This is a genomic window from Paenibacillus sp. KS-LC4 (assembly GCF_036894955.1).
Taxonomy (GTDB): Bacteria; Bacillota; Bacilli; order Paenibacillales; family Paenibacillaceae; genus Pristimantibacillus.
The window spans coordinates 4131126-4157770 of the sequence record NZ_CP145905.1; the positions used below are offsets into that span (position 1 = coordinate 4131126).

A 26645-nucleotide genomic window follows, 5' to 3' on the forward strand; every position below is an offset into this window, starting at 1 on the left:
TATATATGACATAAGAACTACAGTTGAGCATCAATTAGTCATTAATACGTCATATTTGACAAATGGTTTCAATTTAGTGCTTAAACTTGACAAAAGTTGGTTCATAAAATATAGTTGGTTACAAATAGTAATCAACTTTGCATGGGAGGAATTCATAATGGCCTACAGCATAAATGCGAGTACGGTGCTCGGAAAAGTAAAGCTTAACATTAGTAATTTGGAGCGTTCGCTGCAATTTTACCAGCAGGTCGTCGGCTTGCAGGTGCTGGAGCACCAAGGCAGTTCGGCCAGCCTTACCGCTGATGGCGTGAATGTGCTCATTGAGCTGGAAGAAATTCCGAATGCCATCATCTCTGAACGCCGAACAACAACGGGCCTCTACCACTATGCCCTGCTGCTGCCCAATCGGGAGACGCTTGGCGCGGCACTTGCCAGATTAATTGCCTCTGGCATTCATATCGGCCAAGCCGATCATCTCGTCAGTGAAGCGCTGTATATTACGGACCCTGACAATAATGGCATTGAAATTTATGCGGACAGACCACGCTCAGAGTGGAAAAAAGCAGACAGTGGCGATTATATGATGGCCAATAATCCGATTGATTGGGATGGCCTTCTTGCCGCAGCAGATCCGGCTGCCGCCACGCTGCTGCCAGCTGGCACAATAATTGGCCATATTCATCTTCACATTAATAGCATTCCGGCTGCCCGCGCCTTTTACAATGGACTTCTTGGCTTTGATATCGTAGGCGACTACACCGATTTCAAAGCATTGTTCGTTTCAGTTGGAGGCTATCACCATCATATCGGGCTTAACATTTGGGCCGGTATCGGCGCTCCTGCACCTGCCGCGAGCAGTACCGGGCTGGACTACTTCACCATCGTCTATCCGAATCAAGCGGAAAGAGATATAGCAATAAACAGGCTGCGTGAGGCGGGAACAGCTATTGACGAGTCAGATGGCGTTATTTTTGCAACCGATCCTTCCAGCATTCGGATTAAGCTTGCAGTAGCAAAATAATAAACCAGCAAAGCAGCTATAGCAAAAGCCTGTCTAATATTACCAAATCCAACCATCAGAACTATTTGCCAATTCCTGAACAGAGTTTATAAACAATCCTGCATGATAGCCGTCACAAACAGAGTGATGGACTTGTAAGGATAACGGTAAATAAACTGAATTACCTTTAATAATGAATTTTCCTGCTGTAATAATAGGTAGAAGATAATTACTATTATTATTTATATTTAAGTTGAATCCAGTAAACGAAGTCCATGGAATAATAGAAATAGAAAAAACATTTTCAGGTACAGGTGTTTTGGGAAACAATTTCCCTGAACCATTATAGTTTGCTACATCAGAGAGGTAATCATTATAAAACTCTTTGAAATCATTCTTTCCAGTAGTCCAAATACAAGAGAATGATTTAGATGGACTATCAAAAATCGTATAAAGTGGGTCTAGCTTATCCCAAAAACCTAAATCACCCTCACAGTTGTAACCAGTTCTAAAAACAGTATTTGAGTTAATCACACTTGTCACTAAGAAAATAAATGCAGGATAAAATTTATATCCTTTTTGTTTTATGTTTTTATATAGATCGCTAATATTAATTTCTGTGGTTATGCTAAAAGTCGTATTTTGGTTCAAGTAATGATTAAATATCTCTTTTCTTTTCCAATTTTCAAAATCAATTTTGTTAAAGTTCATTTGGCATGCCTCCTAAATTTATATCTGAAGCGAATTTAGGAGGCTGATTTGTCTGCTTTCTTCATTAGAATCATTCCTTTTTAAGGAGTCGACATTATTGTATCATAAGTAGCTCTTTTTCATCAGCTTTCATTGCGTGCGGACTGAACTGCGATTCATCCCCGATCTCCGCTACGATTGCCGTGGCTAGTTTCGTGCTGACTCCTGGAATGGATTCAAGTAATTGCACCTGTGGGGTCGTTTGGGACACTTCATAAATGACCTGTTCTACATGGGCAAGCTGCTCCTGAAGCTCACGGATCACTTTCAGCATCGTCAGAAGGGATTGTCTCAGCCCAAAACCAATAGCGGTCAGCCCCCAAAAGAAAGTTGGGCGGGAAAATGTAAGGTTTTCCGTCCAACTTTTTTGTGCGGGTGCTTTTGCAGAAAGGCAGCGAGACGGATGCCTGCCAGCCATTCTGCAAGATTTGGCGATTTTTTTGTGTTTATTTTTTACAAACAACAAAACGGGGTTTCCAGTAGTCCGCTTTCTCTGACTTTCTGGACAGCCCCGGCTTTTTCTGCATTTTTTACTGAAAGCTTTGCTCCATCCAGTTCCATGAAAAAACGCACTTGTTAGTTGCCGCTCAGCAACGCAGCTTGCGGCGTCACCTCATATATAGTTATGTTACTGCCTCCTCCGCCAAAGCCTCGGAAGCTGCCGACCTCGGCATCGCTGTTTCCGCTTGTCGCTTGCCATTCGCTGGCTGCCACCTGCTGACCATGCAAAGTAATCCACCTCGTCAGCTCATTTTGATTGCCGCCTCCGCGGCCCCCTTGTGAAACAAGGAAATATTTCAGCTCGCCAGCGGCCACGAGCGCCTTCATCCGGTCTACAGACAGGACGGGATCGGAGCCAGAATAACCGCCGAGTATAATTATATTTTCACCAGAATTGATAATATACGGTGCTGCGACCGAGTAGCTGTTCGTCGCAAACAAATACTTCTCGCCTGTATGATGCGACTTCAAAAAAGCAAGCGCTTCTTCATTTAGCGGCTCATCGCGGGAAGAAGCATTCGTCTGATCAGGCCCTGCCTCTGGCAGCTGGCTGCTCTGTCCGTAAACGATAGGTGTCGTCGCCCAGTAGGCTGGACCAATGAAAAGAATAAGCAGCCCGAGCAGCGCAATAAGATTCAAGGCTGGCCGCTGCCAGATTTTGCGGATGCTATTGTCTTGTTCTCTATTTTGAACACGAGCGCTCGCTGTCAAATATCCGAACGGCTCATACGGCAGCTGGTCGCCATTCAGCTCAGTAACTGTGCCTTTCTCCGCACCTGCTTCATATCCTTCTATGGCTTCACTGCTCATTTGGATTAGTGACCTCGCTTGCTTCTGCTTCTTTAGCCGCCCTGCAATAAGCAGCAGGCTTGCTGCCAATCCGCCAACTAGCACGGCAAGCGACCACCCGCTGCCAATGATCGCGTCGAATGGCTGCATAATATACCATTCAAACCCAGCTGTTGCGGCCATTCCGAGTGGCAGCAGCCAGCCTAGCCAGCCTGCTCTGCTGCGATAGTGGCCCCATAGCTCACTCCAGCCTGATCCAAGCAGCGCGGCAATTGGAGGCCCCATCATAATTAAATAATAGGGATGGAAAAAGCCGGCGACGCTGAAAAACGCCATAACTGGCAATAGCCACGTCAGCCAAAACAATGTTTCCATATGCTTCATCGTCCTATTGCGTCTGCGAATACTCGCCAGCATGCCCACGCAAGCGATAAATACAAAAGGCAGAAACCAGCTCGCTTGGCCCGACAGCTCCGCTTGAAACAATCGAAGCGGTCCCGCCGAGCCTGTTCCAAACATGCCGCCTGACCCACCGCCCCCAAAGCCGCCGCGAATACCGATGCCGTCCATACTTCCGCGAGCTTCACCGTTAAAGCCTCCCGCTCCAGCAACTCCTTCGGCTCCACCGCCTTTATTGCTGTCCGCGCCCTGACTGTTTCCTTCGCGGCGGCTGCCAGCATGATCCGCCATTCCCTGTCTATCCCGCTCTACAGCTGCAATGCTGCGGTTACCGCCCGGTATATCCCCGCTGAACCAGCTGTTGAGCACATTCGTCTGAGCAAAGGCAGTGTTTCCAAACGCCGGAAGCTGCTGTGGCTCCATCATCGAGCCAGTACCTCCTCCGCGATTTCCGGTCAGCCTTGACAGCCCGTTATATCCAAATGCCAGCTCCAGCACGGAGTTTGTCTGGCTGCTACCTACGTAGGGGCGATTATCAGTCGATATAGAATCAACTGTCACCGCCCAGGACAAGGAAACAACAAGCATAATAGCGGTCGCCCCTGCCAGCAGGCTTATTTTTTTAAGCCACTTGCCCTTCCACGCCATTAAAGCAAATAAATAAAACGCCGGAAGCACCATGTAGGCCTCCATCATTTTCATATTAAAGCCTACGCCTATGACGGCAAAAGCGCCTATCAACCAAAGCGCCTTGCCCTGCTTCATTCCTCGGAATAACAGCCATACCGCAAGCAACAGCGTAAACACGAGCATGCTGTCAATATTATTCGTCCGGCTCACTGCAACCGCAACCGGCATCGTTGCCATCGCCGCAGCTCCAATGCGCGCCGCTGCAAGCCCAAAGGACGGCTTGAGCAGCGCATATAGCAAAAGCGTCGAGCCCACACCGGCTAACGCTTGAGGCAAAATAACGCTCCAGCCATGCAGGCCCAGCACGTAGGCAAAAGCCGTCTGTATCCAGAACGTTACCGGCGGCTTATCAACGGTTACGAAGCCGCCCGAATCGACCGTTGCAAAGAAAAAATTGTGGAAGCTTTGCAGCATGCTGGCGACCGTAGTCGTGTAATACGTATTGACATGATCATCTGTCCAAATTAAAAATCCATTCAAAAATGCCGAAACGAGGATAACTAACATTAATATTGCATCAAACCGCTGTTTTTTTATTGTTGCCATCGTTCAGCCAACCTTTCACTTTCGTTTCTTGCTTCACTACGTGAGATTGTGCGCCTTTTCCCTGAAACCCGAATGAAGCAAAGCTGAAAAAAAGCTTAAAAATAGAAGCGATCGAAGAAGCACAATAAAAATCAAGCAAAGAAGACTCAACAGCCACCGTCAGTGGAGCTTGAGTCTTCTTTGATTTACAAGCCTTATTTATCTAGATTAAATCAGATTTGCTCAGCAGCTTCTGAACGAGAACGGCCACTTCCGCTCGGGTAATGAATGCGCCTGGGTCAAGTTCATTGCCCGGGCGCCCCGTTACTAATCCAAAGCTCAAGCTGTCAATCATTCCTTCCTTAGCCCAGCTCGATACCGCACTACTGTCGGTGAAAGCTTCCAACGCTTGCCCCGCAGCTGGCGATGCTTTCTCTTTCAGTTCCGTCAGTATCATCGCTCGGGCTAAAAGGGTCATCGCTTGCTCACGCGTCATTTTGTCGTTTGGACGCATCGTCCCATCCCCGAAGCCACTGATCAAGCGATAGTGGGATGCTGTGCCCAAATCTCCGGCGAACCAGCTATCTGGATCAACATCGACGAAGCTCGTACCCTGCACATTACGCTGTAAGCCTAAAGCTCGAATGAGAATCGCCGCGAATTCCGCCCTTGTTACCTCTTGATTGGGATTAAACATGCCGTTAGCATCCCCTTTAACGACCAAGCGCGAGCCTAAATCGTTAACTGCTTGTTTTGCCCAATGTCCCTCTACATCCTTGAACGTCAGCGGGTGCCAAATTAAAGAATACACGCTGTTCGTCAAGCTGCTAACCTTCGCATAAGAAATCCCGTTGCGTGATCCTATTTTCGTTGGAACGTGGCGCAGCGTTCCGTCCGCTTCGATTACAACACCAGTCGTAATTTTGCTCGCATCAACAGCTGCCGGAATCGCAATATCGCGTTCTACGTAAGCATCGAACTCGTTCAGATGGATGATCTCGTTCAAATATATAGCTCTTACGCTGAAGTCCAGCTGCGGAACGACAAAGGTTACCTTTCCGCCACCAGACTCGTCAAAAATCCAATTAAGCGGCTCTTTCGGCACGGCAATTTCGATCTGAAAGCGAATATCCTGCAAGGCGACAGACTGGCCAATTTGATCTGCAATGGCCCCGATGTCGATCTGCGGCGTTGGTAAACGATAAATCGCTTTATCCGTTTGCAGCTCCAATACCGCCTGCCGGGATTCCATATCATGAATGATTTGCCCATTTAGCTCTGCGATCACAACATCGGAACTGGCTTTTGACTGTATCGTTATGACCGCCAAATTAGCCTGTTCTGCAAGCAGGCCTGCAAGTCGTTTCTGATCAACGGTAATCGTAGATACTGTCTGTGAGTCGATCTTCGTTACTTTAGCCGACCCCAAGCTCTGTGCATGGCCATTAATAAGCACGTAACTTTCAGATGAACCGGCTACCGGCACCGTTGAAGGTATTGGCTGAGACGGCGAGCTTCCTCCGCCGTTGTTATTCGGAGGATTTACTGGTGTAACAGCAACCGAGGCGTTAGAAGCCGCGCTATTGCCCACCTCATTAATAGCGATTACGGTAAAGGTATACGCGGTGTCATTCGCTAGGTCTGTAACCTTGATTGGACTGCCCGTGCCACTCGCCGTCACTCCCCCAGGATTAGACGTTACCGTGTAGCCCGTAATTGCACTTCCCCCGTCATTGACAGGCGCAGCAAAGCTTACTGTCGCTTCCCCGTTGCCTGCTGTTGCCGTCACGCCGGTTGGTTCGTCCGGATATGTCATTGGTGTAACAGCATCCGTTGCGACCGAGGCAGGGGAATCCCCGCTTCTATTCGATGCAATCACTGTAAACGTATAAGCTTGACCATTCGTCAAGCCTGTCATTTTAATCGGGCTACCCGATCCGGTTGCTGTCAGCCCCCCTGGATTAGCCGTTACTGTATAACCGGTAATCATGCTGCCGCCATCCGTGGATGGCACAGTGAAGCTAATCAACGCTTCTCCATTGCCCGCAGTCGCTGCCGGGCGAATTGGAGCGCTCGGAATGGTATAAACCCATTTTTGAATACGATGATTGCCGAAATCAGCCACATATAATGTATTATTTCGGTCAATCGCCACATCGGTCGGGCTGCTAAACTCGCCAAGGCTGCTGCCTGCCCCGCCTCCGCTCTTTGACCATTCGCTCCACGCACCATTCGTTATATCCAGCTTCTGAATGCGATCATTGCCTAAATCTGCAATGTAAATATCGCCATATGCGTCTACCGTCAATCCATGCGGCTCGTAAAACTCTCCCAAACCACTGCCTTCACCGTTTCCAACCTCCTCCCATTCGCCCTTGAGGATATCCAGCTTCTGAATGCGGTGGTTGTTGTAGTCTGCCGCGTATAGATTGCCTTCATCATCTGTCGCGACTCCCGTAACATTAGCAAATTCGCCTAGGCTATCGCCTGCAACCGCACCGACATAACCCCAGTTGCTCCAATTGCCTGCCGACCCATCCAGCTTCTGAATCCGGTGATTTTCGCTATCGGCTACATAAACCTCGCCGCTTTCGTCTACCGCAACGCCGTAAGGATTTTTAAATTCGCCTAATTCGCTACCCGAGCCACCGCCGCCCTTCTTCCACTCACTCCACGAATTTGTAGAAACATCCAGCTTCTGAATCCGCTGATTTCCCGTATCCGCTACATAGATATTTCCGCTAGTATCCAGTGTGACATCGGATAGATTTTTAAACTGGCCGACACCGCTTCCTAACGTTCCACCAATCAGCTTCCACTCGCCCGTTGAAACCGTCGAGAAATCTAGCTTTTGAATACGGTTGTTCCGAGAATCTGCTACATAGACATTACCGCCTAAGTCAACCGCAACGCCTCTAGGAAAATTAAACTGGCCTAGACTCGTTCCCGAGCCACCGCCACTCTTCCCCCATTCGCTCCACGTATTCGTCGAAACATCCAGCTTCTGAATGCGATGATTGTCAGTATCCGCTACATATACGTTCCCATTAAGGTCAACGTCCACGCCTCTAGGGGATTTAAATTCCCCCAAGCCGCTTCCCGAGCCTCCGTCAGCCTTCGACCATGCGCGCCACGTATTCGTTGTGACATCCCATTTCTGAATGCGGTGATTGTTCGTATCCGCTACATAAACATTGCCGTTGCTATCTACTGCAACGCCCGACGGGTTTTTGAACTCCCCAAGCCCACTTCCCGAGCCTCCACCGTTCTTTTTCCACTCGCTCCATTCCCCCGTAGATACTTCCAGCTTCTGGATGCGATGGTTATTCGAATCGGCTACGTATACGCTATTGCTGCCATATACCGAAACGCTGACGGGAAGATTAAAAGAACCTAGCCTGTCATTCTTCGTTATTCCTTGCTTTGCATACTGACTCCAATTTGCGGCTTGCGCGGCAACCCCGGATACGGGCATTAGAACCATTGCTACAATGCTGCTCCATACCCACAACTTTTTTATAAAACGTTTGAAGTATCCCTTATTTATCACTATTGATCGCCCCTCCGACTCTAATCGACTATATTTTACAAAAATCCACTTAACAAACACTTAAAAGCCCACTCTAACCGCAGGGCAATTCTAGGTTTGAACAACATTTGCTAACATGGTAGACTTTCTCATGAGACAACTTCTGTTGTATGACTTTTTAAATTTTTCTAAAAATAATACTTGTGGAAAGAAGCACCCGTAAGCAAAACTGGAGATGATAAAATGTCGGTAAAAGGAATTAAGCTGCTGCTTGTTGATGACGAGCCGCATATTGTGCAGTTTTTGGAGCTTGGCTTGCTGAATGAAGGCGCGGATATTCGGACAGCCAGCAATGGCGAGGAAGCGCTCATGGTCGCTAGCGACTTTAGGCCCCATGTCGTCATTTTGGATGTGATGATGCCAGGTATGAATGGCTTTGAAGTATGTCAGGCACTTAAGGCAACGGGCGATAATATAGCCATTATAATGCTGACTGCCAAGGACGAAACGCAGGATCGCGTGAAGGGACTGAACATTGGCGCTGACGATTATATCATTAAGCCGTTCAGCTTTGAGGAATTGCTTGCCCGCATTCAAGCAAGGCTTCGCAATCAGTTTCCGAATTTGCTCGGGGAAGTGGTGTATGGTCCGTTCCGTCTTGATGACCTACGCAAGGAGCTATCCTATATGGATCAAGTTCTCGAGCTGTCACCTACTGAATATGAGCTGCTGAAATTTATCGTCATGAATAACGGGATCGTGCTGAGCAAGACGCTTATTTTGGACAAAGTTTGGGGCTATCATTTTGGCGGCGAGGAAAATATTGTAGAGGTATACATCCGTTCGCTTCGCGAGAAGCTGCAGGATAAGGAGCATCGAGTTATACGTACATTGCGCGGCTCTGGCTACCGTCTGGATTTGCCATGACAAGGCAAAAAACACCGCTGCTTCGCCTCCTAAAGCCCGAATCGCTTCGGTACCAGCTGCTCAGCCGCTCACTGTTCGTGCTGGCAGGACTGCTTCTGTTAATTGGAACGCTGCAATATGTTTTAATGAAGGACTTTATTTATAATAATCGCGCCGAGGCATTGGAAGCGCAAATTCAGGCGATGCCCCGCCAGTGGCATTCGGACGATAGACCAGCTTTTCCAAACGGGCAGCCTTCGAAGGCTGCTCCCAGCACGATGCCTAATTTCACTCAGCCAGGACTGTCGCTGGCGTACATTAACAACAACGGAGAACGGACGGTCATGACGACCAGCAGTGAAACTTGGACACCAAAGCTCAGCCAAGCGGAATATATGAAAATTTTAGCGGATTTAAAAAAGCATCGTAAAGTCGACTATCGGCTGCTCAGCAACAGCGAGGGTGCTGAGCAGCTGGTCGTGTTCAGACTAGCCGGACCACCCAATTCCCCGGATGGGCTCATTCAAGCAGGCAACGATACTGACTTGCTGCAAACGGTGCTCGCTTCACAGCTTGCTATTTTCGCAGGGCTGTCTATCCTCGCCTTGGCTTGCGGCCTCTCGCTGTATTTGCCCATTCTGCGCAAGACGCTTGCTCCGCTGTCACGCATCGTAAAGGCAGCGCAGCGAACCGATGCCGGCAATCTCACGGAGCGACTGCCCATATCGCAAGGCCAGCAGGAAATCGACCTGCTATCCGAAGCGTTCAACGGCATGCTCGGACGGCTGGAAAGCTCCTTCGAGTCCGAGCGGCAGACGACCGAGCGCATGCGGCGTTTTGTCGCTGACGCTTCGCATGAGCTGCGAACGCCGCTCACTTCTATCCATGGGTTTCTGGAGGTGCTGCTGCGCGGAGCGGCATCTAATCCGGAGCAGCTGCACCGTGCCTTAACGAGCATGAAGCTGGAGTCGACGCGCATCAACAAGCTGGTCGAGGATTTGCTGCTACTCGCCAAGCTAGATCAAGCGCCAGAGCTTATTAAGGTCGATACGAGCCTGGATAAGCTGATTCATGAGCTTGAGCCGCAGCTGCATATTTTGGGTCGCGAGCGCACCGTGCTTATTGATGCTGACCACGGCATAAGCGTATGCTGCAATCCCGATCAGCTCAAGCAGGTCGTACTCAACTTATTTTTAAATGCGGTTCAGCACACCGACGCCAATCAAGGTGAAATAACGCTGAAGCTCGCAATGGACGGAGCCTATGCCGCCATATCCATAACCGATAATGGAGCAGGAATTAAGGAGGAGCATCTCCCTCATTTATTCGAGCGTTTTTATCGCAGTGAGCTTTCTCGCACACGCCTAAGCGGAGGAGCAGGCCTTGGGCTTTCAATTACGCAGTCTATAATAGAAGCACATGGTGGTACGATTGAGGCGTCCAGCATCGTTGGTAAGGGCAGTACGTTTACCGTCAAGCTGCCTTTAGAAAGCTGTTAAGCTTATTTAGACCACATAAATAAAGCAAACAGGGTGCCCCACACCGCCATGAGCTGGCCGCGGGACACCCTGATTTATTTTTCACTTTGCAGCACGAACGCATCCAACTTTTTGCCATCCACATCATAAGCCTCGTAACTCAGCTTATCTCCTTCGATGGTAATGCCAGCAAACATTTGCTTATAATTTTGAAAATGAATCTTATGATAAAATTGCTCCTCTTTCTTCTCATTAAACTTCTGCCCCGCTGCGTTCGTAACGACGTAGACGGTACCGCTTGACGTGCTGATGACGCCCTCGCCGTCTCCCGTCACCTTGCCATCCTTCAGCGGATACGATCTCGCATACTCATGGTTATGCCCCTGAAGCACAAGATCAACACCATATTTATCGAATAGCTTAACCCAATCATCAATTTTCTCGTATTGATTCCCGGCATAAGGACCACGATGCACGGAGACGATAATCCATTGCTTGGCGGTAGCTGCCAAATCCTGCTCAAGCCATTTCGTCTGCGCTTTCTTGTTCGATTCGGTGTTCAGCATAATAAAATGCGCCGGGCCGTAGTCGTACGAATATGTCGTTCCAGCAATCGAGCCGTCCGCCCCATTCTCTGGCAAATTAAAATGGGAGACAAATTCATTTGCGTTGTTATCAACCTCGTCATGATTACCGGTAACCGGCATAAGCGGAAAACGGGCAACCCACTGCTGGGCCTTGCCAAAAAAGTTTTGCCATGAGATTTCATCATCCGGATTTTCCGTCAAATCGCCATTATGCACAATAAACTGCGCGCTAGGAAATGTAGCAAAGGCTTGATCCAGCGTATTTCCCCACAGCTCAAAATCCTGCTCCGTTATGCCCTGCGAATCCGTCACATTAATAAAGGTCACATGCTCCGCAGCCTGCGCCTCCGTCATAAAATGAAACGCTTCGCTCCAGCCGCCCTCGCTCCCATCGCCTACGCGGTACGTATAGGCTGTGCCAGGCGACAGCCCTGTCAATTCCACCTTATGCACTCCTCTTGCTATATCGCTTCCTACATCCAACGTTGCCGCCTTCCCCTCGAGACGACTGGCGGTCTGGGCTCCCTCGCCCTCACTGTCCCCCGATAACCTCCCCGCATCCATGCCTTCCACCCATTCAATGACTGATCCCGCTTGCGGATTATCCGTGAACCAGGTGAATGCACGGCTTGTCGCCGCATCCCCCTTAAAGGTCGTAACGATCGCATACGGTTTCCCCGCAGCCTTCCCTGTTGACCCTTCCGATTTCAGCCGCTCTATCCCTGCAACAACGAGCAATAGTATGAGACAAAACGCAATAATCCAGATCCATTCCTTTTTCATCACAATCTCCTTTCAAGAGCAATCCCTATCTGTGCTGCCTATTACGATACCGTTCCGGCACAAGGCAAGTCAAACGTTTCGCCTGGCATTCAGCAATCTTTCAGCGGGCACTCATTTTCACATCAGCATCTAAATTTACAATAGCTTTACAAACAGCTTAGCCCATACACAGGTAAGAGCTAGACGATTGATAGAGAGAAGGAGGGAGTTAAATGCAGCAAAATTTGAAATTCCGGCATGAGCTGAAATTCATCATTAATCAGCATCAATATTTCATCATCCGGCAGCGGCTTAAAAATATGATGCAGCAGGATGCCAATGTCGGCGATACGGGCGAATACCACATTCGAAGCTTGTACTTCGACGATGTGAACAATAAAGCGCTGCATGAGAAGCTTGGCGGCGTACGTGACCGAAGCAAATATCGGATTCGCATTTATAATACGCAGGACAAGGTCATCCATTTTGAGAAAAAAATCAAATTCAAGGATTACATTGCCAAAGTCAAGGAGCCGCTCACCCGCGCCATGTATGACCGGATGATGGCTGGCGACTACGAGGTGTTCAATCGGCCGGACAAGCCGCTGCTAATGGAAATTTACAACGAGATGAAGCACCGGCTGCTTCGCCCGAAGGTAATCGTCGATTATGTGCGTGAGCCTTACGTTTATGAAAATGGCAATGTACGAATTACATTCGATAAGGATTTGCGCACAGGGCTGCATGCGCTGGACATTTTTGACCAGAATCTTGATCCTGTCATTGCACTGGAAAATAACCGGATGATTCTTGAAGTGAAATTTGATGAATACATCCCGGCCTATATTCAAACCGCGCTCCAGCTCGAAGGGCTGCACCGCACCTCGGCATCCAAATACGTGATCTGCCGCAAATATTTGAAATTCAACACTTGGGAGGATTTTTAAACGATGGAAACAACGACAACGGCAGCTGCCGCAACTACTGCAACTACAGCTACGACGCAAGCAACGGAAGCGTCCACTTCTTTTAGCGATATTATTAAAAACTCGGTGATGAGCAATTTTACATCCGATATTAGCATCTCAAAAATACTCATCACGCTTGGCGTCGCTTTTCTGATCGGCTTCTTTATTTACACACTTTACAAGCGAATTTTCAGCGGTGTGCTTTATTCCAAAAGCTTTAACGTCTCGCTCATCGGCATGACGATGGTGACGGCTATGGTCATTATAGCGATCAACTCCAATCTGGTGCTCTCGCTCGGTATGGTCGGCGCATTATCCATCGTCCGCTTCAGAACGCCAATTAAAGATCCGACCGACCTGATCTTCCTCTTCTGGGCAGCTGTTGCCGGTATCGTCGCTGGTGCAGGCTTCTATACGCTCGCTGTTATTGGCTCCGTTGTCGTCGGCCTTGTGCTCTTCTTCTTCGTCAAAGGCGGCTCGGTTGAGCAGCCGTACCTGCTTGTCGTCAACTGCGACAATGAAGCAACTGAGAAGGAGATTCATAGCCGTCTGGGCAAGCTGGTTAAACGTTACAATGTGAAGCAAAAAACCGTTACACGCGGCAATTTGGAAATGACGATTGAAATTAGACTTCGCGATCAGGAGGGGGCGTTTGTTAACCAGCTCTCTGAGCTTGCAGGCGTGAAAAATGCCGTCTTAATCAGCTACAGCGGGGATTATGTATCTTAAAAAATAAGGAGGTTTCCGGCATGAGGGCAAAAGCTTCAACCTTGCTTCTAGGCCTATGCTCCCTCCTTCTGCTGCTCACCATTACAGCCTGTACCAATGGTACAGGCTCTACTGCAACGACAACGGAAGCAAGTGTTGTTTCAGATGGGGAGCAGACGCTGGATGAGACGGTTTTTCCTAAAGACAAGGTTATTGATGTCAAAATTACGGTAGACAAGGATGATTTCCAAAATATGCTGGATAATGCCAGCGCGGAGGAATTCAAGGAAGCAACCGTCGATTACAACGGTCAAGTTTTCAAAAATGTAGGCCTGCGTACAAAGGGCAATCTCAGCTTAAGCAGCGTCGTCAATATGAGCGATTCCGACCGCTACAGCTTCAAGCTGTCGTTTGATGAGTATGTCAATCAGACCATAGACGGCATTAGCAAAATTAATCTGAACAATAATTTCAGCGATGCCTCCTATATGCGCGAGTTTCTTTCCTATGAGCTTGCCGAGGCCATGGGCTTGCCAACCCCTAAATACTCTTATGTGAATGTTTATGTAAATGGCGAGCTTTGGGGCTTTTATTTAGCCGTTGAGCAAATTGGCGAGGCCTATTTGGAGCGAAACTTCGGCAACAGCTACGGTGCGCTATACAAAGCAAACGGCGGAACGGGCAGCGAGTTGAACTGGCTGGAGACGATTCAATCGTATACGGGGCTTGATCTGAAATCGGCTTCGTCCAATGATGATATTTTGCTAAAAATGCTTGATGAATTAAACAATGGAACGGACTATGACAGTGTCCTCGACGTGCAGGAAGTATTGAAGTTTATCGCCTTAAACGCGGTGGCGGGCAATATGGACAGCTACTTGTCGGAGAAAAAGCACAACTACTATTTATATGAGGATGACGGTCTGTTCTCCATTTTGCCATGGGATTACAATATGTCGTTCGGCGGCTTCGGCGGCTCAGGCGTGCTCATTGATGAGCCAACGTCCGGCACACTTGCTGAGCGGCCTCTCATTGCCAAATTGCTCGCCGTTGAGGAATACAAGGAGCAATATCACGCGATTATTAAAGAGATGATTGAAGGATATTTGGCTGACGACACCCTCGCTGCCCGAGTGAAAGAAATATCCGAGCTAATCTCTCCTTATGTAAAAGCGGACCCCTCCTCCTTCTATTCTTATGAAGAGTATGAACAAGGCATTACGACGGTGCTTTCCTTTGCAAGCACGCAGGTAGCAAGCGTCGCGCAGCAGCTTGACGGCACCATTCCCTCCTCTGGCGATGGCTCCGGCAGCGGCAGCAGCGGCTTTGGTGGTGGTGGGGGCGGCATGGGCGGCGGCGGCGCTCCGGCGGACGGCGCTAACACAGCGGGTGGCTATCCTCCAGCAGGCGGAGCTAACGCTGCTGGCGGCAACCCTCCAGCAGGCGGCACGAACACAGCGGGTGGCTATCCTCCAGCAGGCGAAGCTAACGCCGCTGGCGCTCAAGGCTTCGGTGGCGGCGGCTTTGGCGGCGGCGGTCCTGGGGGGCAAGGCGGTATGGGCGGCCAAGGTGGCATGATGGCGCCGCCGAATGGCATGGGCTTCGGCGGTCCGGGCGGCCAAAGCGCACAGCCGCAAGGCAGCGCATCGGAAGCTATTACGGCAGGCATCGCGCTTATCATTTTAATCTTATCGAGTGTGTTCGTTATGTTCTACAACCGCAGAAGGCTATAGACAGTCAGGTGAAGCAGAGCATCCAAAACCGCTATACAAGCGATTTTGGATGCTCTTTTCTTTTGGCACTTCCATTAATACCACTAAATAATTGATAAGGGCATGCTAACAAGAGACGTACTATTTCTAATCCTTCCTAGCCAAACATTCGTCTTTTCCATCGAAAACTGCTCATTTAAAGGCTAATCATCCGCATATTCCCTTGAGTTTCTGCCAAAATAAATACTGTCAACAGCGCTCATGACGCTTTCTTCTTTTCCTTTCATTGCGACTGTAAACGCTATACATTAACATAATTATAATCCCGTTTGCTCCACACTGTATGACAAACGGTGAAAACTGTTGCGCGTGATGATCGCTTCGCTCATTTATATACCCGCGCTTATCGAGGCTGTTATTGCTTCGCAATTTATTGAGGAGGAGTCATGTCATGAGTAGTCAAGAACAACAACAATCGTCATCTGGCGGTATAAAGGTAGGGGTGCAGAAGTTCGGACGCTTCCTAAGCGGAATGGTGATGCCGAATATCGGTGCTTTCATAGCCTGGGGGATTATAACGACCCTATTTATTCCGACCGGCTGGTTCCCAAATGAAGATTTGGCAACGCTTGTTGGGCCAACCATTACTTATTTGCTTCCACTCCTGATCGGTTATACAGGTGGTAAAATGGTTCACGGCACAAGGGGCGGCGTCATCGGCGCCATGGTCACGATGGGTGTAATTCTCGGATCGGATATTACGATGTTCCTCGGTGCGATGATCGTAGGTCCGCTATCCGCTTGGATTTTGAAAAAATTTGACCAATCGCTGGAAGGGAAAATTCCATCCGGCTTCGAAATGCTTATCAATAACTTTTCGTCCGGTATCATCGGCGCCGCGCTTTCTATCGGAGCCTACAAAGGTATCGGTCCGCTCGTTACCGCATTCAGCAAGCTGATTTCCTCCGGCGTTGAATTTCTCATTAACAACGGCCTGCTGCCGCTGGCGAACATTTTAATTGAGCCGGGTAAAATTTTGTTCCTGAACAATGCGATCAACCACGGTATTTTAAGTCCAATCGGGCTTGAGCAATCGCTTGCTACTGGCAAATCCATTATGTTTATGCTGGAATCGAATCCAGGCCCGGGTCTTGGTATTTTGCTCGCTTATTGGCTGTTTGGCAAAGGCGCAGCAAAAGGCTCTGCTCCTGGCGCTATCATCATTCAGTTTTTCGGCGGTATTCACGAAATTTATTTCCCATACGTCCTGATGAATCCGCGCCTTATCCTTGCGGTAATCGGCGGCGGCATGGCTGGTACCTTCACCTTCTCCCTGCTGGGCGCCGGCCTAACAGCCGCTCCTTCGCCAGGAAGTATTATCGCTTATTTTGCACTTGTGCCTAAAGACGGCGGCTATTTCGCCATGATTAGCGGCGTTGTCGTTGCGGCAGCAGTATCCTTCGTGATCGGCGCGCTTCTGCTGAAAACCACCAAAAACGCTCAAAGCGATATTGAGGAAGCAACGACTAAAATGCAAAATATGAAGGCCTCTTCCAAAGGTGCGGAAACAGCTGGCACTCAAGCTGGCACAGCTGCTAATACGGTGAAATCGAAAAATGAAGTAAACAAAATTATTTTTGCCTGCGATGCTGGAATGGGCTCTAGTGCAATGGGCGCTTCCATTATGAAAAAGAAGGTCAAAGCTGCTGGTCTCCCTGTACATGTGACCAACACAGCTATCAACGACCTGCCGTCTGATGCGGATATCGTCATTACCCATAAATCGCTGACTGAACGGGCGCGACTTAAAGTTCCTGGAGCTGAGCACATCTCCATCGAGGATTTCTTAAAGAGCCCAGAGTATGATGCTTTGATCAAACGATTAAGCTAAGCGTATCTTATATTTTAAACGAAGAATGCCTAGACTTTGCGCTTAACGCTGACATTTGATGTCGGCGTTAAGTCCATTTCCCGGATAAGGATGATCTCCTATCAAAGTATCGACGAGACAGCGACGTATTGTAGAGCTGCTGCTGGAGCAGCGAGATGAAATAACAGCGGCAGACATTGCCGCCGAGGTCGGAGCAAGCACCCGAACGATTCACCGCGAGCTAAGTGACATCGAGCTTGTACTGGCTGCCAATCATATTAAGCTGCATAAACGCTCCGGAATCGGGATCAAGCTCGAAGCGGACAGCGAGCAACTGGAGCTTTTTAAGCAGGCGCTTGAGCATGCTGATCTGTTTGAATATTCAGCAGAGGAACGCAAGGCGCTTATATTGTGCAGGCTGCTTAAGCATACCGAGCCGATAAAACAATTTTCACTCTCCCACCAGCTGCGCGTTACGATGCCAACGATTAGCCATGATCTCGATGAGCTGGAGCAAATGATACGCGATCATGGTCTGACACTTGTGCGCAGGCGCGGCTATGGCGTAGAAATAAGCGGGCCAGAGCCAGCAAAAAGGCTGTTTATCGCTTGGCTCGCGCAAACGCATTTAGACGAATCCGACCTATTCGGCCAAGCTTTGGAAGCTGCCGCCCAGCATCCTTTATCCAAGGAGCTGCTGGCGATGGTTGGCCGGAAGCATTTCTTCTCCTTGGAGCAGGCGTTTTGGAAGCTAGAGGATGGCTGGCAGCTGCAATTATCAGAAAAGGAGCATTTACATCTGCTCATTCGCCTTGCTGTCACACTTACGCGAATTCAGGAAGGCCATGTGATTCCGCCGCATGTGGACGGATCTCTGCCTTCTTACTCAGCAAGAGGGGGAAGCAAAGCTGAGGAACTGCTGCGGATGCTTGCATTGGAGCTGCCTGCTGAGGAAGTCCGCTATATCGCCAAGCTGCTCAAAGCGACCGATTCGTCTGAAGAAGACGGACTGCTGCTCGCTCAAGGAGATTGGACGCTCAGCGCGAGCGTAACGAAGCTGATCGCTTTTATGGAGCAGCAGCTCGGTGAGCCTTTTACCGAGGATCGTTCCCTTAGGGAAGGGCTGCAGCAGCATATGCTCCCTGCTTTTCGCAGAATCGAGGAAGGTAGCCTGATTCGCAATCCGCTGCTGGCACAAATTAAGAAAGATTATGAATTGCTGTTTACCCTTATTCGCAAAGGCGTTAATGAAATTATAAGTACAATCGAAGTGCCTGATGAGGAAATTGGCTACATGGTCATGCATTTTGGCGCCTCGATGGAACGGCTGAGGCAGTTTCCGCGAAAAGTTAGAGCGGTGCTCGTCTGCACCAGCGGCATCGGCTCTTCAAAGCTGCTTGCCGTTCGAATTAGCAAGGAGCTGCCGCAGATCGAGCTAATTGGCAACCGTTCTTGGTACGAAGCGGCTCGCATGTCGGAGCAGCAATACGATCTCATCATTTCAACCGTCGATTTGCCGATAGCTGCCGAGCGTTATATTAAGCTAAGCCCTCTGCTGCTAGACGCGGAGGTCGAAAGACTGCGAGCCTTTATTCAAAATATTACGCTCAAGCATACTCCGTCGCCAAAAACGCTGGAAACGAGCAATCACTCGCCGCTGGAGCGGCTGATGCAGTTAAAAATGTATGCATCCGATGCGGTAATGCTGCTGGAAACCTTTCAGGTTTATACGATACCGCAGCGACCCGGCTTGCCTCGCGGCGATTTAACAGGCGTCACCGAGGAGTTAATTGAGCATATTCAGCATTTGCAGGCGGTAACCGACGAGCAGAAGGTTATTAATCTGCTGCTGACACGGGAGCAGTATGGAAGCCAGGTAATTCCCGACACGGAGCTGGCATTGTTTCATACTCGCTCGGATGCGATTGTTTTTCCTGTACTCAGCCTGTTTCGGTTTAATGAGCCGCTTCCATTTGGAGACAGCAGCGCTGCTCCAGTGAAGCAAATATTATTAATGCTCGGCCCTGCCGAGCTTCGCCGCACCGCTTTGGAGATTTTGAGCGAGGTGAGCGCGATGCTGCTGATGTCGGAGCTGACAGAGCTGCTTAAGCACGGCAGCGCCGCAGAAATTCAAGCTTTTATATCCCTTCACTTAGAGAAAGAAATCAAATTCAAACTGGATTGGAGAAATGAGCCATGACTATTTTATCCACAGACAAAGTAAAATTGAACGTTCAAATTAAAGACAAATATGAAGCGATCCGCCTTGCTGGACAGCTGCTCGTTGAAGCAGGCCATGTACCAGCAGCCTATGTTGACAAAATGATTGAGCGCGAAGAGCTGCTCGCAACTTATATCGGCGGTGGACTTGCGATGCCCCACGGCACCAATGATTCCAAAAGCCTCATCCACTCGACGGGCATGTCCATCCTCATCGTACCTGACGGGGTAGACTTTGGCGGCGACGAGCCAGCGAGGCTCGTTATTGGCCTGGCCGCGGTTGGCGATGATCATCTGAGCATTTTAACGAGCGTTGCGATGCTTGTTTCCGAGGAAGAGGATATGGAGCGGATTTTGAATGCTAGCTCAGAGGCTGAGCTTATCGCGATTTTCGAGCAAGGTATGGAACAATGAGGGCCGTCCATTTTGGCGCCGGCAACATTGGCAGAGGCTTCATCGGCCTCCTGCTCTCTCAAGCAGGCTGCAGCGTCACCTTCGTCGATGTAAATGCCTCCCTCGTCGCGCTGCTGCAGGAAAAACAGCAATATACCGTTAAGCTTGCCAGCGCGCAAGCAGAGTCGTTCACGGTCTCAGGCGTGGACGCGATTAATGGCAATGATAAGGCGCTCGTTGCCGCAGCCATTGCCGAGGCAGACCTCGTCACGACAGCCGTCGGCGTGTCCGTTCTGAAGCATATTGCCGGAGCCATTGCTGAAGGCATCACGCTTCGTCTAACGAAGAACCCGGCAGCTGCTGCTTCCCCATTGCCTGTTATCGCCTGTGAAAACGCGATTGGCGGTAGTTCGCAGCTTAAGGAGCTTGTTTATGCCCATCTGGCAGCTGACGTTAAAGCACGTGCGGAGCATGCGATTGCTTTTCCAGATGCAGCCGTGGACCGCATTGTGCCGCTTCAGCAGCATGACGACCCACTCCAAGTGACGGTAGAGCCTTTTTATGAGTGGACGGTTGACCGCTCTGCACTGCCGCAAGGCTCGCCGGAAATTCCCGGCATCCACTATGTGGATAAGCTTCAGCCCTATATCGAGCGCAAGCTTTTCACCGTGAATACTGGACACTGCGTAGCCGCTTATCATGGCTTTTTGCAAGGATATGCCACGATACAGGAAGCGATGCAGGACGCGGCTGTCCGCAGTGAAGTCGAGGGAGCGCTTAAAGAAACGGGCGCGATGCTCGTTCACAAGTACAGCTTCTCGGAAAGTGAGCATCAAGCGTATATTGAGCAAATTTTAGAGCGTTTTATTAATCCATATTTGACGGATGAAGTGGTGCGTGTTGGACGTTCGCCGATTCGCAAGCTGTCACCGGATGACCGCCTTGTACGGCCCGCCCTGCTCGCCTTCGAGCTTGGCCTGCCTACTGCCCATTTGACAAAAGCGATGGCCGCAGCGCTGCGCTTTACCTATACAGAAGACCCCGAAGCCGCGGAAATTCAGGCAGCTCTTGCAGGCTCAACACTGAGCGAGGTTATTGCACATTACACGTCACTGCCAGCGGAGCACCCGCTGCACGGGCAAATCGTAGAAGCCTACAGCAAGCTTTAATCCTATGGGTTTAGGAGGGCTCTCGGCTTATGTCCATGAATCACAGTGTTACAGAAAGGAATGAGGTTACATGACCACACAATGGAAAGGGATCGGCGCGTCGCCAGGACTTGCGGCAGCTCCCGCCTACTTTATTCATCAAGACCACTATACGCCGGAAAAGCTTGAGGCTGTAAATAAGGATATGGAGATTCAACGCTTTCGCAGTGCGGTAGCTCAGGCGAAGGAAGAAATTGAAGCAATCAGAGTATCCACAGAGCAAAGGCTTGGCGCGGATAAAGCTGAAATTTTCGAAGGTCATTTGATGATTTTAGAAGACCCTGATTTCATAGATGCCGCAGAAGAAAAAATGAGCGAAGAAGGCATTAACGCTGAATATGCCCTTCATGAGGTTTCCACGTCCTTCTTTGAGCTGCTGCAAGCGATGGAGGATGAGCTGCTTCAAGGCCGCGCTGTCGATATTAAAGATGTGGCGAGCCGCATAATGAGCCATTTGCGCGGAGTGCCCCATCTCGATCTCGCGAATATGACGGAGGAATGTATTATTATTGCCGAGGATTTGACGCCTTCGGATACGGCGCAGCTCAATTTGGGCGTCGTACGCGGCTTCATTACCGAAATTGGCAGTCGTACTTCCCATTCCGCCATTATGGCGCGGACGCTGGAAATTCCGGCAATTGTAGGCGTCGGCTCCACCCTTCGCTCCCTTCCTGCGGATGCTTTCCTCCTAATGAATGCCGAAGCTGGCTCCATCATTATCAACCCGTCCGCAGACGAGCTTGCCGTCTTCCAGCAGCAAAAGCAGCAATATGACCTGCATAAGGCTGAGCTGGCCAAGCTGAGGGATCAGCCCTCCTTTTCCCGAGACGGCAAGCAGGTCGAGCTTGCTGCCAACATCGGCAAGCTCGAGGATGTGCAGCGCGCGCTCGATAATGGCGCCGAGGGCATCGGCCTGTTCCGCACCGAGTTTCTTTACATGGGACGCAGCTCGCTGCCAACCGAAGAGGAGCAATACACAAGCTACAAATATGTACTCGAAAAAATGAACGGCAAGCCCGTCGTCATCCGCACGCTCGACATTGGCGGCGACAAAGAGCTGCCGTATATGGATTTGCCGAAGGAAAGCAATCCATTCCTCGGTCAGCGCGCTCTCCGGCTTTGCCTGGATCGCCAGGATATTTTCCGCACGCAGCTGCGTGCCCTGCTTCGTGCCAGCAGCCATGGCAATCTCAAAATCATGTTCCCGATGATTGCGGTCATCGAGGAGCTGCTTGAGGCGAAAAAACTGCTGGCCGAAGAGCAGGCAAAGCTTGCTGCCGAGGGTATTGCTGTAGCCGACCATATTGAAGTCGGCATGATGGTTGAAATTCCGTCCGCTGCTGTGTCTGCTGACCTGTTTGCGCCAGAGGTTGATTTTTTCAGCATCGGGACGAATGATTTGATTCAATATACGATGGCGGCGGACCGAATGAACGAGACGGTATCGTATTTGTACCAGCCTTGGCATCCTTCGATTTTGCGCCTTATCAGCATGGTGATCAAAGCCGCGAAGCAGGAGGGCAAGTGGGTTGGCATGTGCGGGGAAATGGCTGGCGATACGACGGCGATTCCGCTGCTGCTAGGACTTGGGCTGGATGAATTCAGCATGAGCGCTGGGGCGATTTTGCAGGCAAGACAGCTTATTAGTGAACTGGATCAAGCCGAATGGTCCGATTATGCAGAGCAAGCGCTTCGCATTCGCAGCTATGAGCAAGTGACCGAATTCGTCTCGCAAAAACGAAACTAGGAATTAGCCTCCTATTTAAATACTTCAAATAAAAATATATCCGAAATGGAGTGATCTCCTCATGATCAGTCAAACATTTACGATTCTTAACCCAACCGGTTTTCACGTTCGCCCGGCAAAAACTTTCGTTCAGGCTGCAAGCGCCTTTCCCTGCAAAATTTCCGTCCTGAACAAGGGCAAAAAAGTAAATGGCAAAAGCTCGCTCAGCATGCTGACGCTCGGCATTGCCGTGAACGAGGAAGTAACGCTGGAAATCGACGGAGAGCAGGAAGCCGAAGCGATGCAGGCGCTTGGTGATTTGCTGACGCAAATCCACGAATAAGCGGGCTTAATTGCCTATCGCGCTTGCTCCATTCCAGCAGCAGCTTACGCAAGGCCGACTCCACTCGGTCTTGCGTTTTTTCGCGCCCTTCCATTTGCCCGGAAAAATCGGTAAAATGGTATAGAATTGTTCAGTAATATGGATAGGACGACCATTTTACAAAGAGGAAGGAATAATTAAATATGATCATTCAGCCAAAAACACGCGGTTTTATTTGTACGACAGCACATCCAGAAGGCTGCGCAGAGCAGGTCCTTCGTCAAATCGAGTATGTAAAATCCAAGCCGGCCATTGCGGGCCCGCGCAATGTGCTTGTAATCGGCGCTTCGACAGGCTACGGCCTAGCATCGCGCATCGTCTCCTCCTTTGCAGCTGGCGCCAATACGATTGGCGTTTATTTCGACAAAGCCGCTGAAGGCGCGCGCACCGCTTCCGCAGGCTGGTACAACTCCGCTGCTTTCGAGAAAGCAGCAGCGGAAGCAGGCCGCAAATCGTTCAGCATCGTTGGAGACGCTTTCTCTGATGAAATCAAAGCCCAAACGCTTGATCTGATCCGCAGTGAGCTGGGCTCCATTGATCTCGTCGTGTACAGTGTGGCATCACCGCGCCGTACTCATCCAAAAACAGGCGAAACCTTTTCTTCGGTCATCAAGCCGATTGGCGGAACCTACACGAACAAAACGGTTAACTTCCACAGCGGCGACGTAACAGAAGCGACAATCGAGCCGGCTACTGAGGATGAAATTCGCCAGACGATTGCCGTTATGGGCGGCGAGGACTGGCAAATGTGGATCGATCAGCTTGAGGAAGCAGGCTTATTGGCAGAAGGCGCAACTACGGTTGCCTATTCCTATATCGGCCCGGAAATTACGCATGCGGTTTACCGTGAAGGAACAATTGGTTATGCGAAAAATGATCTCGAAGCAACGGCGCAGCGCCTAAGCAAGCAGCTCAGCACGAAAGGCGGGCGGGCCTTCGTTTCCGTTAACAAAGCGCTCGTTACCCAATCCAGCTCGGCGATTCCAGTTGTGCCCCTTTACATTTCCGCACTGTATAAGGTTATGAAGGAAAACGGCACGCATGAAGGCTGTATCGAGCAAATGTACCGACTGTTCTCTGACCGTCTGTATAATGCTTCCGGCGAAACACTCGTTGATGACAAAGGCCTGATCCGCGTTGACGATTGGGAAATGAAGCCTGAAATCCAAGCTGAGGTTGCAAAGCTATGGTCAGAGCTGACTACAGAAAATGTGTACGAGCTGTCCGACCTTGCTGGCTACCGCAAAGAGTTTTTCCAGCTGTTCGGCTTTGAAACCGACGGCATTGATTATGAAGCCGATGCCAACCCGGATGTTGCCATCCCTAACCTTCGTTAATCGTTATTTTTAATAAAACAGCCGTCAAGCCTCCGCACTTGCGTTAATCGCAGGTGCGGAGGCTTGACTATTCTTACATTTAATGACATTGTGCTGACGTTCATTTCCTAAGTCGAGCGAACTATGACTTGAATCTGACCTCCTTCAATGTATAATGGAATGTAGTAGTTTTTCGTAGCGAAACTTAAGTTTACGCGTTCGAAGCAGTTTTGCTACGCAAAACTTAAGCTTATGCTTTCGAAGCAGTTTTGCTACGCAAAACTTTAAGGAGGAGCAAGCACAATGCAGAAGGTAAAAATATTTTCGGGGTCATCCAATCGCGCGCTTGCCGAGGAGATATGTAGTTCACTCGGTATTCCGCTTGGCAGTGTCGCCATATCTCGCCAGCAAAGCGGCGAAATTCACGTATCTTATGAAGAACCTATTCGGACATGCCATGTCTTTATTGTACAAGCACTGTCCCATCCGGTTAATGAACATTTAGTGGAATTGATGATTATGATTGATGCGGCGAAGCGCGCTTCCGCCAAGACCATTAATCTTGTCATTCCTTATTATGGATATGCGCGCCAAGAACGCAAATCCGCTCCTCGTGAGCCGATTTCTGCCAAGCTGGTTGCTGATGTGCTGACTACGGTCGGCGCTCATCGCATCATTACCGTGGATTTGCATGCAGATCCTATTCAAGGCTTTTTCGAAATTCCGGTTGATCATCTGACCGCTCTGGATCTCATTATCAGACATTTGAAAAGCCAAAATATCGTCAATCCTGTCGTCGTTTCGCCAGATGCCGGACGAGCATCAACAGCAGAGAAGCTGGCGAACTATTTGGATTGCCCGTTTGCCATTATGATCAAAAACCGCCCGGCTCATAACCAGTCGGAAATTACCCATATTATCGGTGAAGTGGAAGGCATGACGCCGATTATTATTGAGGATTTGATTGATACAGGCAGCACCATCGTAAACGTCGTTGAAGCGCTCCACAAAAAAGGCGCCCATGATGCCTATGTTTGCGCAACGCACGGCCTATTCTCGGCCAACGCCATCCAAAAGCTGACGCATCCGAACATTCGTCAAGTGGTTGTAACGGATACGATTGCGCTAGGCGATCATTCAGACAAATTTTTCGTACTGCCAATGTCGCCGCTCATCGCAACCGCCATTAAAATCATTTCCGAAGGCGGCTCGCTCGATAAGCTTTTCAAAATCGGCGGCTAAGCCTTTAAGCGCTGCAAGCCGCGCTTGCGGCAACACAAAAACGCATCGTTCAGCTGCAACAAGCAGCAGGACGATGCGTTTTATTTTTGACTATTGCCGTAAGTATTATATCCTTATCCATTATCGAGGCTTAGTTCACCCACTGCACGATATCCTCTAATGGCAGCCTTGATTTCGGACGCTTCGGCTCAGCAAGCCGGTAGCCAAAAGCAGCCATCACAGACACTTCCAAATTCCCGCCCTCCAGCAGTCCCTCTCCATCCAAAATCGCATGCGCCTGATCCAGATTAAAGCCCTCAATCGGGCAGGAATCAATACCAATTTGCGCAGCAGCGGTCATCATGTTGGCCAGTGGTATATACGTCTGCTTCGACGACCAATCCAGCAAAGTGCGCTCATTATCAAGCAAGTGCAGATCGGACTCCTGAAAAGACTTATAAATAACAGGAACCTTCTGATAAACGTCCTCGCGCATTCCTTTAACCTGCGTATACATATATTTCATATAATCTGAATCATAGCGCACATTGCGGCGGGCTAGGAAAACAATAAAATGACTCGCTGTTTCCAGTTGCTTCCTCGCTCCCCAGGATACGTCAGCCAGCTTCGCCCGAAGCGCCTGATTTTGGAGAATGACAAACTTCCAAGGCTCCAGCCCAATAGAGCTAGGTGACAATCTGCCTGTTTCCAAAATAAACTGAAAATCCTCATCGGAAATTTTTCGCGCAGGGTCAAATTCCTTCGTCGCATGCCTAAACCATAAGGCATCCAGTATTTGCTGCTTTGTTGCTTCGTAGTTGTCCATGCTTCGCTTCCTCTCTTAACCGATACATTAATTTTAATAAAATGTGCAGCGGCTTGCAAGCAAGCACCTTTACGTCTCCAAGCATTTTGCCCGTTCATGGGACAAACAAGCAAAGCCCGCCAGCGTCAGTTCCCTGACAGTGGCGGGTGTTACAGACTACCGCTTCTATAAGGATGGTC

Annotated in this window: 20 protein-coding genes and 1 pseudogene; 14 read left to right on the top strand and 7 right to left on the bottom strand. The window is 49.6% G+C overall.

Going from position 1 to position 26645, the window contains the following annotated elements:
* Positions 1 to 157: 157 nt before the first annotated feature.
* Positions 158 to 1021 (top strand): VOC family protein, encoded by an 864-nt coding sequence (locus tag V5J77_RS17435; RefSeq protein ID WP_338552079.1) that lies wholly within the window; start codon positions 158 to 160, stop codon positions 1019 to 1021.
* Between the two features lie 35 nt (positions 1022 to 1056).
* Here the strand turns inward: V5J77_RS17435 and catA are convergent.
* From catA to V5J77_RS17455, 4 genes and pseudogenes are all read right to left on the bottom strand, one after another.
* A pseudogene (catA, locus tag V5J77_RS17440) lies at positions 1057 to 1711 on the bottom strand (type A chloramphenicol O-acetyltransferase); the annotation flags it as partial.
* A 94-nt stretch (positions 1712 to 1805) separates the two neighbouring features.
* Positions 1806 to 2216 (bottom strand): transposase, encoded by a 411-nt coding sequence (locus tag V5J77_RS17445; protein WP_338552080.1) that lies wholly within the window; start codon positions 2214 to 2216, stop codon positions 1806 to 1808.
* A 110-nt stretch (positions 2217 to 2326) separates the two neighbouring features.
* Positions 2327 to 4675 carry a glycosyltransferase family 39 protein gene (locus tag V5J77_RS17450; RefSeq protein WP_338552081.1) on the bottom strand — a complete coding sequence of 783 codons (2349 nt, stop codon included), beginning with the start codon at positions 4673 to 4675 and terminating at the stop codon, positions 2327 to 2329.
* A 202-nt stretch (positions 4676 to 4877) separates the two neighbouring features.
* The gene (locus tag V5J77_RS17455; RefSeq protein WP_338552082.1) at positions 4878 to 8204 is read right to left on the bottom strand and encodes an S-layer homology domain-containing protein; all 3327 of its coding nucleotides are present in this window, start codon (positions 8202 to 8204) and stop codon (positions 4878 to 4880) included.
* A 222-nt stretch (positions 8205 to 8426) separates the two neighbouring features.
* Between V5J77_RS17455 and V5J77_RS17460 the strand changes: the two genes are divergently transcribed.
* Positions 8427 to 9110 (top strand): response regulator transcription factor, encoded by a 684-nt coding sequence (locus V5J77_RS17460; RefSeq protein ID WP_338552083.1) that lies wholly within the window; start codon positions 8427 to 8429, stop codon positions 9108 to 9110.
* Positions 9107 to 10588, top strand: a complete 1482-nt coding sequence (locus V5J77_RS17465) for an ATP-binding protein (RefSeq protein ID WP_338552084.1) — start codon at positions 9107 to 9109, stop codon at positions 10586 to 10588. The genes V5J77_RS17460 and V5J77_RS17465 overlap by 4 nt, the downstream gene beginning before the upstream one ends.
* A 74-nt stretch (positions 10589 to 10662) precedes the next feature.
* On the opposite strand, the gene V5J77_RS17470 is transcribed toward V5J77_RS17465, so the two are convergent.
* Complete coding sequence (locus V5J77_RS17470; protein ID WP_338552085.1) at positions 10663 to 11937, bottom strand: metallophosphoesterase family protein; 1275 nt, start codon at positions 11935 to 11937, stop codon at positions 10663 to 10665.
* A 212-nt stretch (positions 11938 to 12149) separates the two neighbouring features.
* Here V5J77_RS17470 and V5J77_RS17475 point away from each other — a divergent pair, with 212 nt between their 5' ends.
* From V5J77_RS17475 to V5J77_RS17490, 4 genes are all read left to right on the top strand, one after another.
* On the top strand, positions 12150 to 12863 hold the full coding sequence (locus V5J77_RS17475) for a polyphosphate polymerase domain-containing protein (RefSeq protein ID WP_338552086.1): 714 nt from the start codon (positions 12150 to 12152) through the stop codon (positions 12861 to 12863).
* Positions 12864 to 12971: 108 nt separating this feature from the next.
* A complete protein-coding gene (locus V5J77_RS17480) occupies positions 12972 to 13613 on the top strand; it encodes a DUF4956 domain-containing protein (protein ID WP_338556891.1) in 642 nt (213 codons plus the stop codon).
* A 20-nt stretch (positions 13614 to 13633) separates the two neighbouring features.
* Positions 13634 to 15325 (top strand): CotH kinase family protein, encoded by a 1692-nt coding sequence (locus tag V5J77_RS17485; protein ID WP_338552087.1) that lies wholly within the window; start codon positions 13634 to 13636, stop codon positions 15323 to 15325.
* A gap of 430 nt (positions 15326 to 15755) precedes the next feature.
* The gene (locus V5J77_RS17490; protein WP_338552088.1) at positions 15756 to 17195 is read left to right on the top strand and encodes a PTS mannitol transporter subunit IICBA; all 1440 of its coding nucleotides are present in this window, start codon (positions 15756 to 15758) and stop codon (positions 17193 to 17195) included.
* Between the two features lie 220 nt (positions 17196 to 17415).
* On the opposite strand, the gene V5J77_RS17495 is transcribed toward V5J77_RS17490, so the two are convergent.
* Positions 17416 to 17538, bottom strand: coding sequence for a hypothetical protein (locus V5J77_RS17495; RefSeq protein ID WP_338552089.1), 123 nt, complete (start codon positions 17536 to 17538; stop codon positions 17416 to 17418).
* Between the two features lie 45 nt (positions 17539 to 17583).
* Here V5J77_RS17495 and V5J77_RS17500 point away from each other — a divergent pair, with 45 nt between their 5' ends.
* The 7 genes from V5J77_RS17500 (at position 17584) to V5J77_RS17530 (ending at position 25661) form a co-directional block, all read left to right on the top strand.
* Positions 17584 to 19374, top strand: a complete 1791-nt coding sequence (locus tag V5J77_RS17500) for a BglG family transcription antiterminator (RefSeq protein WP_338552090.1) — start codon at positions 17584 to 17586, stop codon at positions 19372 to 19374.
* Complete coding sequence (locus tag V5J77_RS17505; protein ID WP_338552091.1) at positions 19371 to 19808, top strand: PTS sugar transporter subunit IIA; 438 nt, start codon at positions 19371 to 19373, stop codon at positions 19806 to 19808. Before V5J77_RS17500 ends, V5J77_RS17505 begins: the two co-directional genes overlap by 4 nt.
* Entirely contained in the window at positions 19805 to 20956 is a 1152-nt protein-coding gene (locus V5J77_RS17510) for a mannitol-1-phosphate 5-dehydrogenase (RefSeq protein WP_338552092.1), read from the top strand. Before V5J77_RS17505 ends, V5J77_RS17510 begins: the two co-directional genes overlap by 4 nt.
* A 70-nt stretch (positions 20957 to 21026) precedes the next feature.
* Positions 21027 to 22742, top strand: coding sequence for a phosphoenolpyruvate--protein phosphotransferase (gene ptsP / locus V5J77_RS17515; RefSeq protein WP_338552093.1), 1716 nt, complete (start codon positions 21027 to 21029; stop codon positions 22740 to 22742).
* 61 nt (positions 22743 to 22803) lie between these two features.
* Complete coding sequence (locus tag V5J77_RS17520; protein WP_338552094.1) at positions 22804 to 23064, top strand: HPr family phosphocarrier protein; 261 nt, start codon at positions 22804 to 22806, stop codon at positions 23062 to 23064.
* A gap of 182 nt (positions 23065 to 23246) precedes the next feature.
* The gene (gene fabV, locus V5J77_RS17525) at positions 23247 to 24440 is read left to right on the top strand and encodes an enoyl-ACP reductase FabV (RefSeq protein ID WP_338552095.1); all 1194 of its coding nucleotides are present in this window, start codon (positions 23247 to 23249) and stop codon (positions 24438 to 24440) included.
* A 282-nt stretch (positions 24441 to 24722) separates the two neighbouring features.
* On the top strand, positions 24723 to 25661 hold the full coding sequence (locus V5J77_RS17530; protein ID WP_338552096.1) for a ribose-phosphate pyrophosphokinase: 939 nt from the start codon (positions 24723 to 24725) through the stop codon (positions 25659 to 25661).
* A 130-nt stretch (positions 25662 to 25791) separates the two neighbouring features.
* On the opposite strand, the gene V5J77_RS17535 is transcribed toward V5J77_RS17530, so the two are convergent.
* Positions 25792 to 26466: an NAD(P)H-dependent oxidoreductase gene (locus V5J77_RS17535; RefSeq protein WP_338552097.1), complete on the bottom strand. Its 675-nt coding sequence runs from the start codon at positions 26464 to 26466 to the stop codon at positions 25792 to 25794.
* Positions 26467 to 26645: the final 179 nt, after the last annotated feature.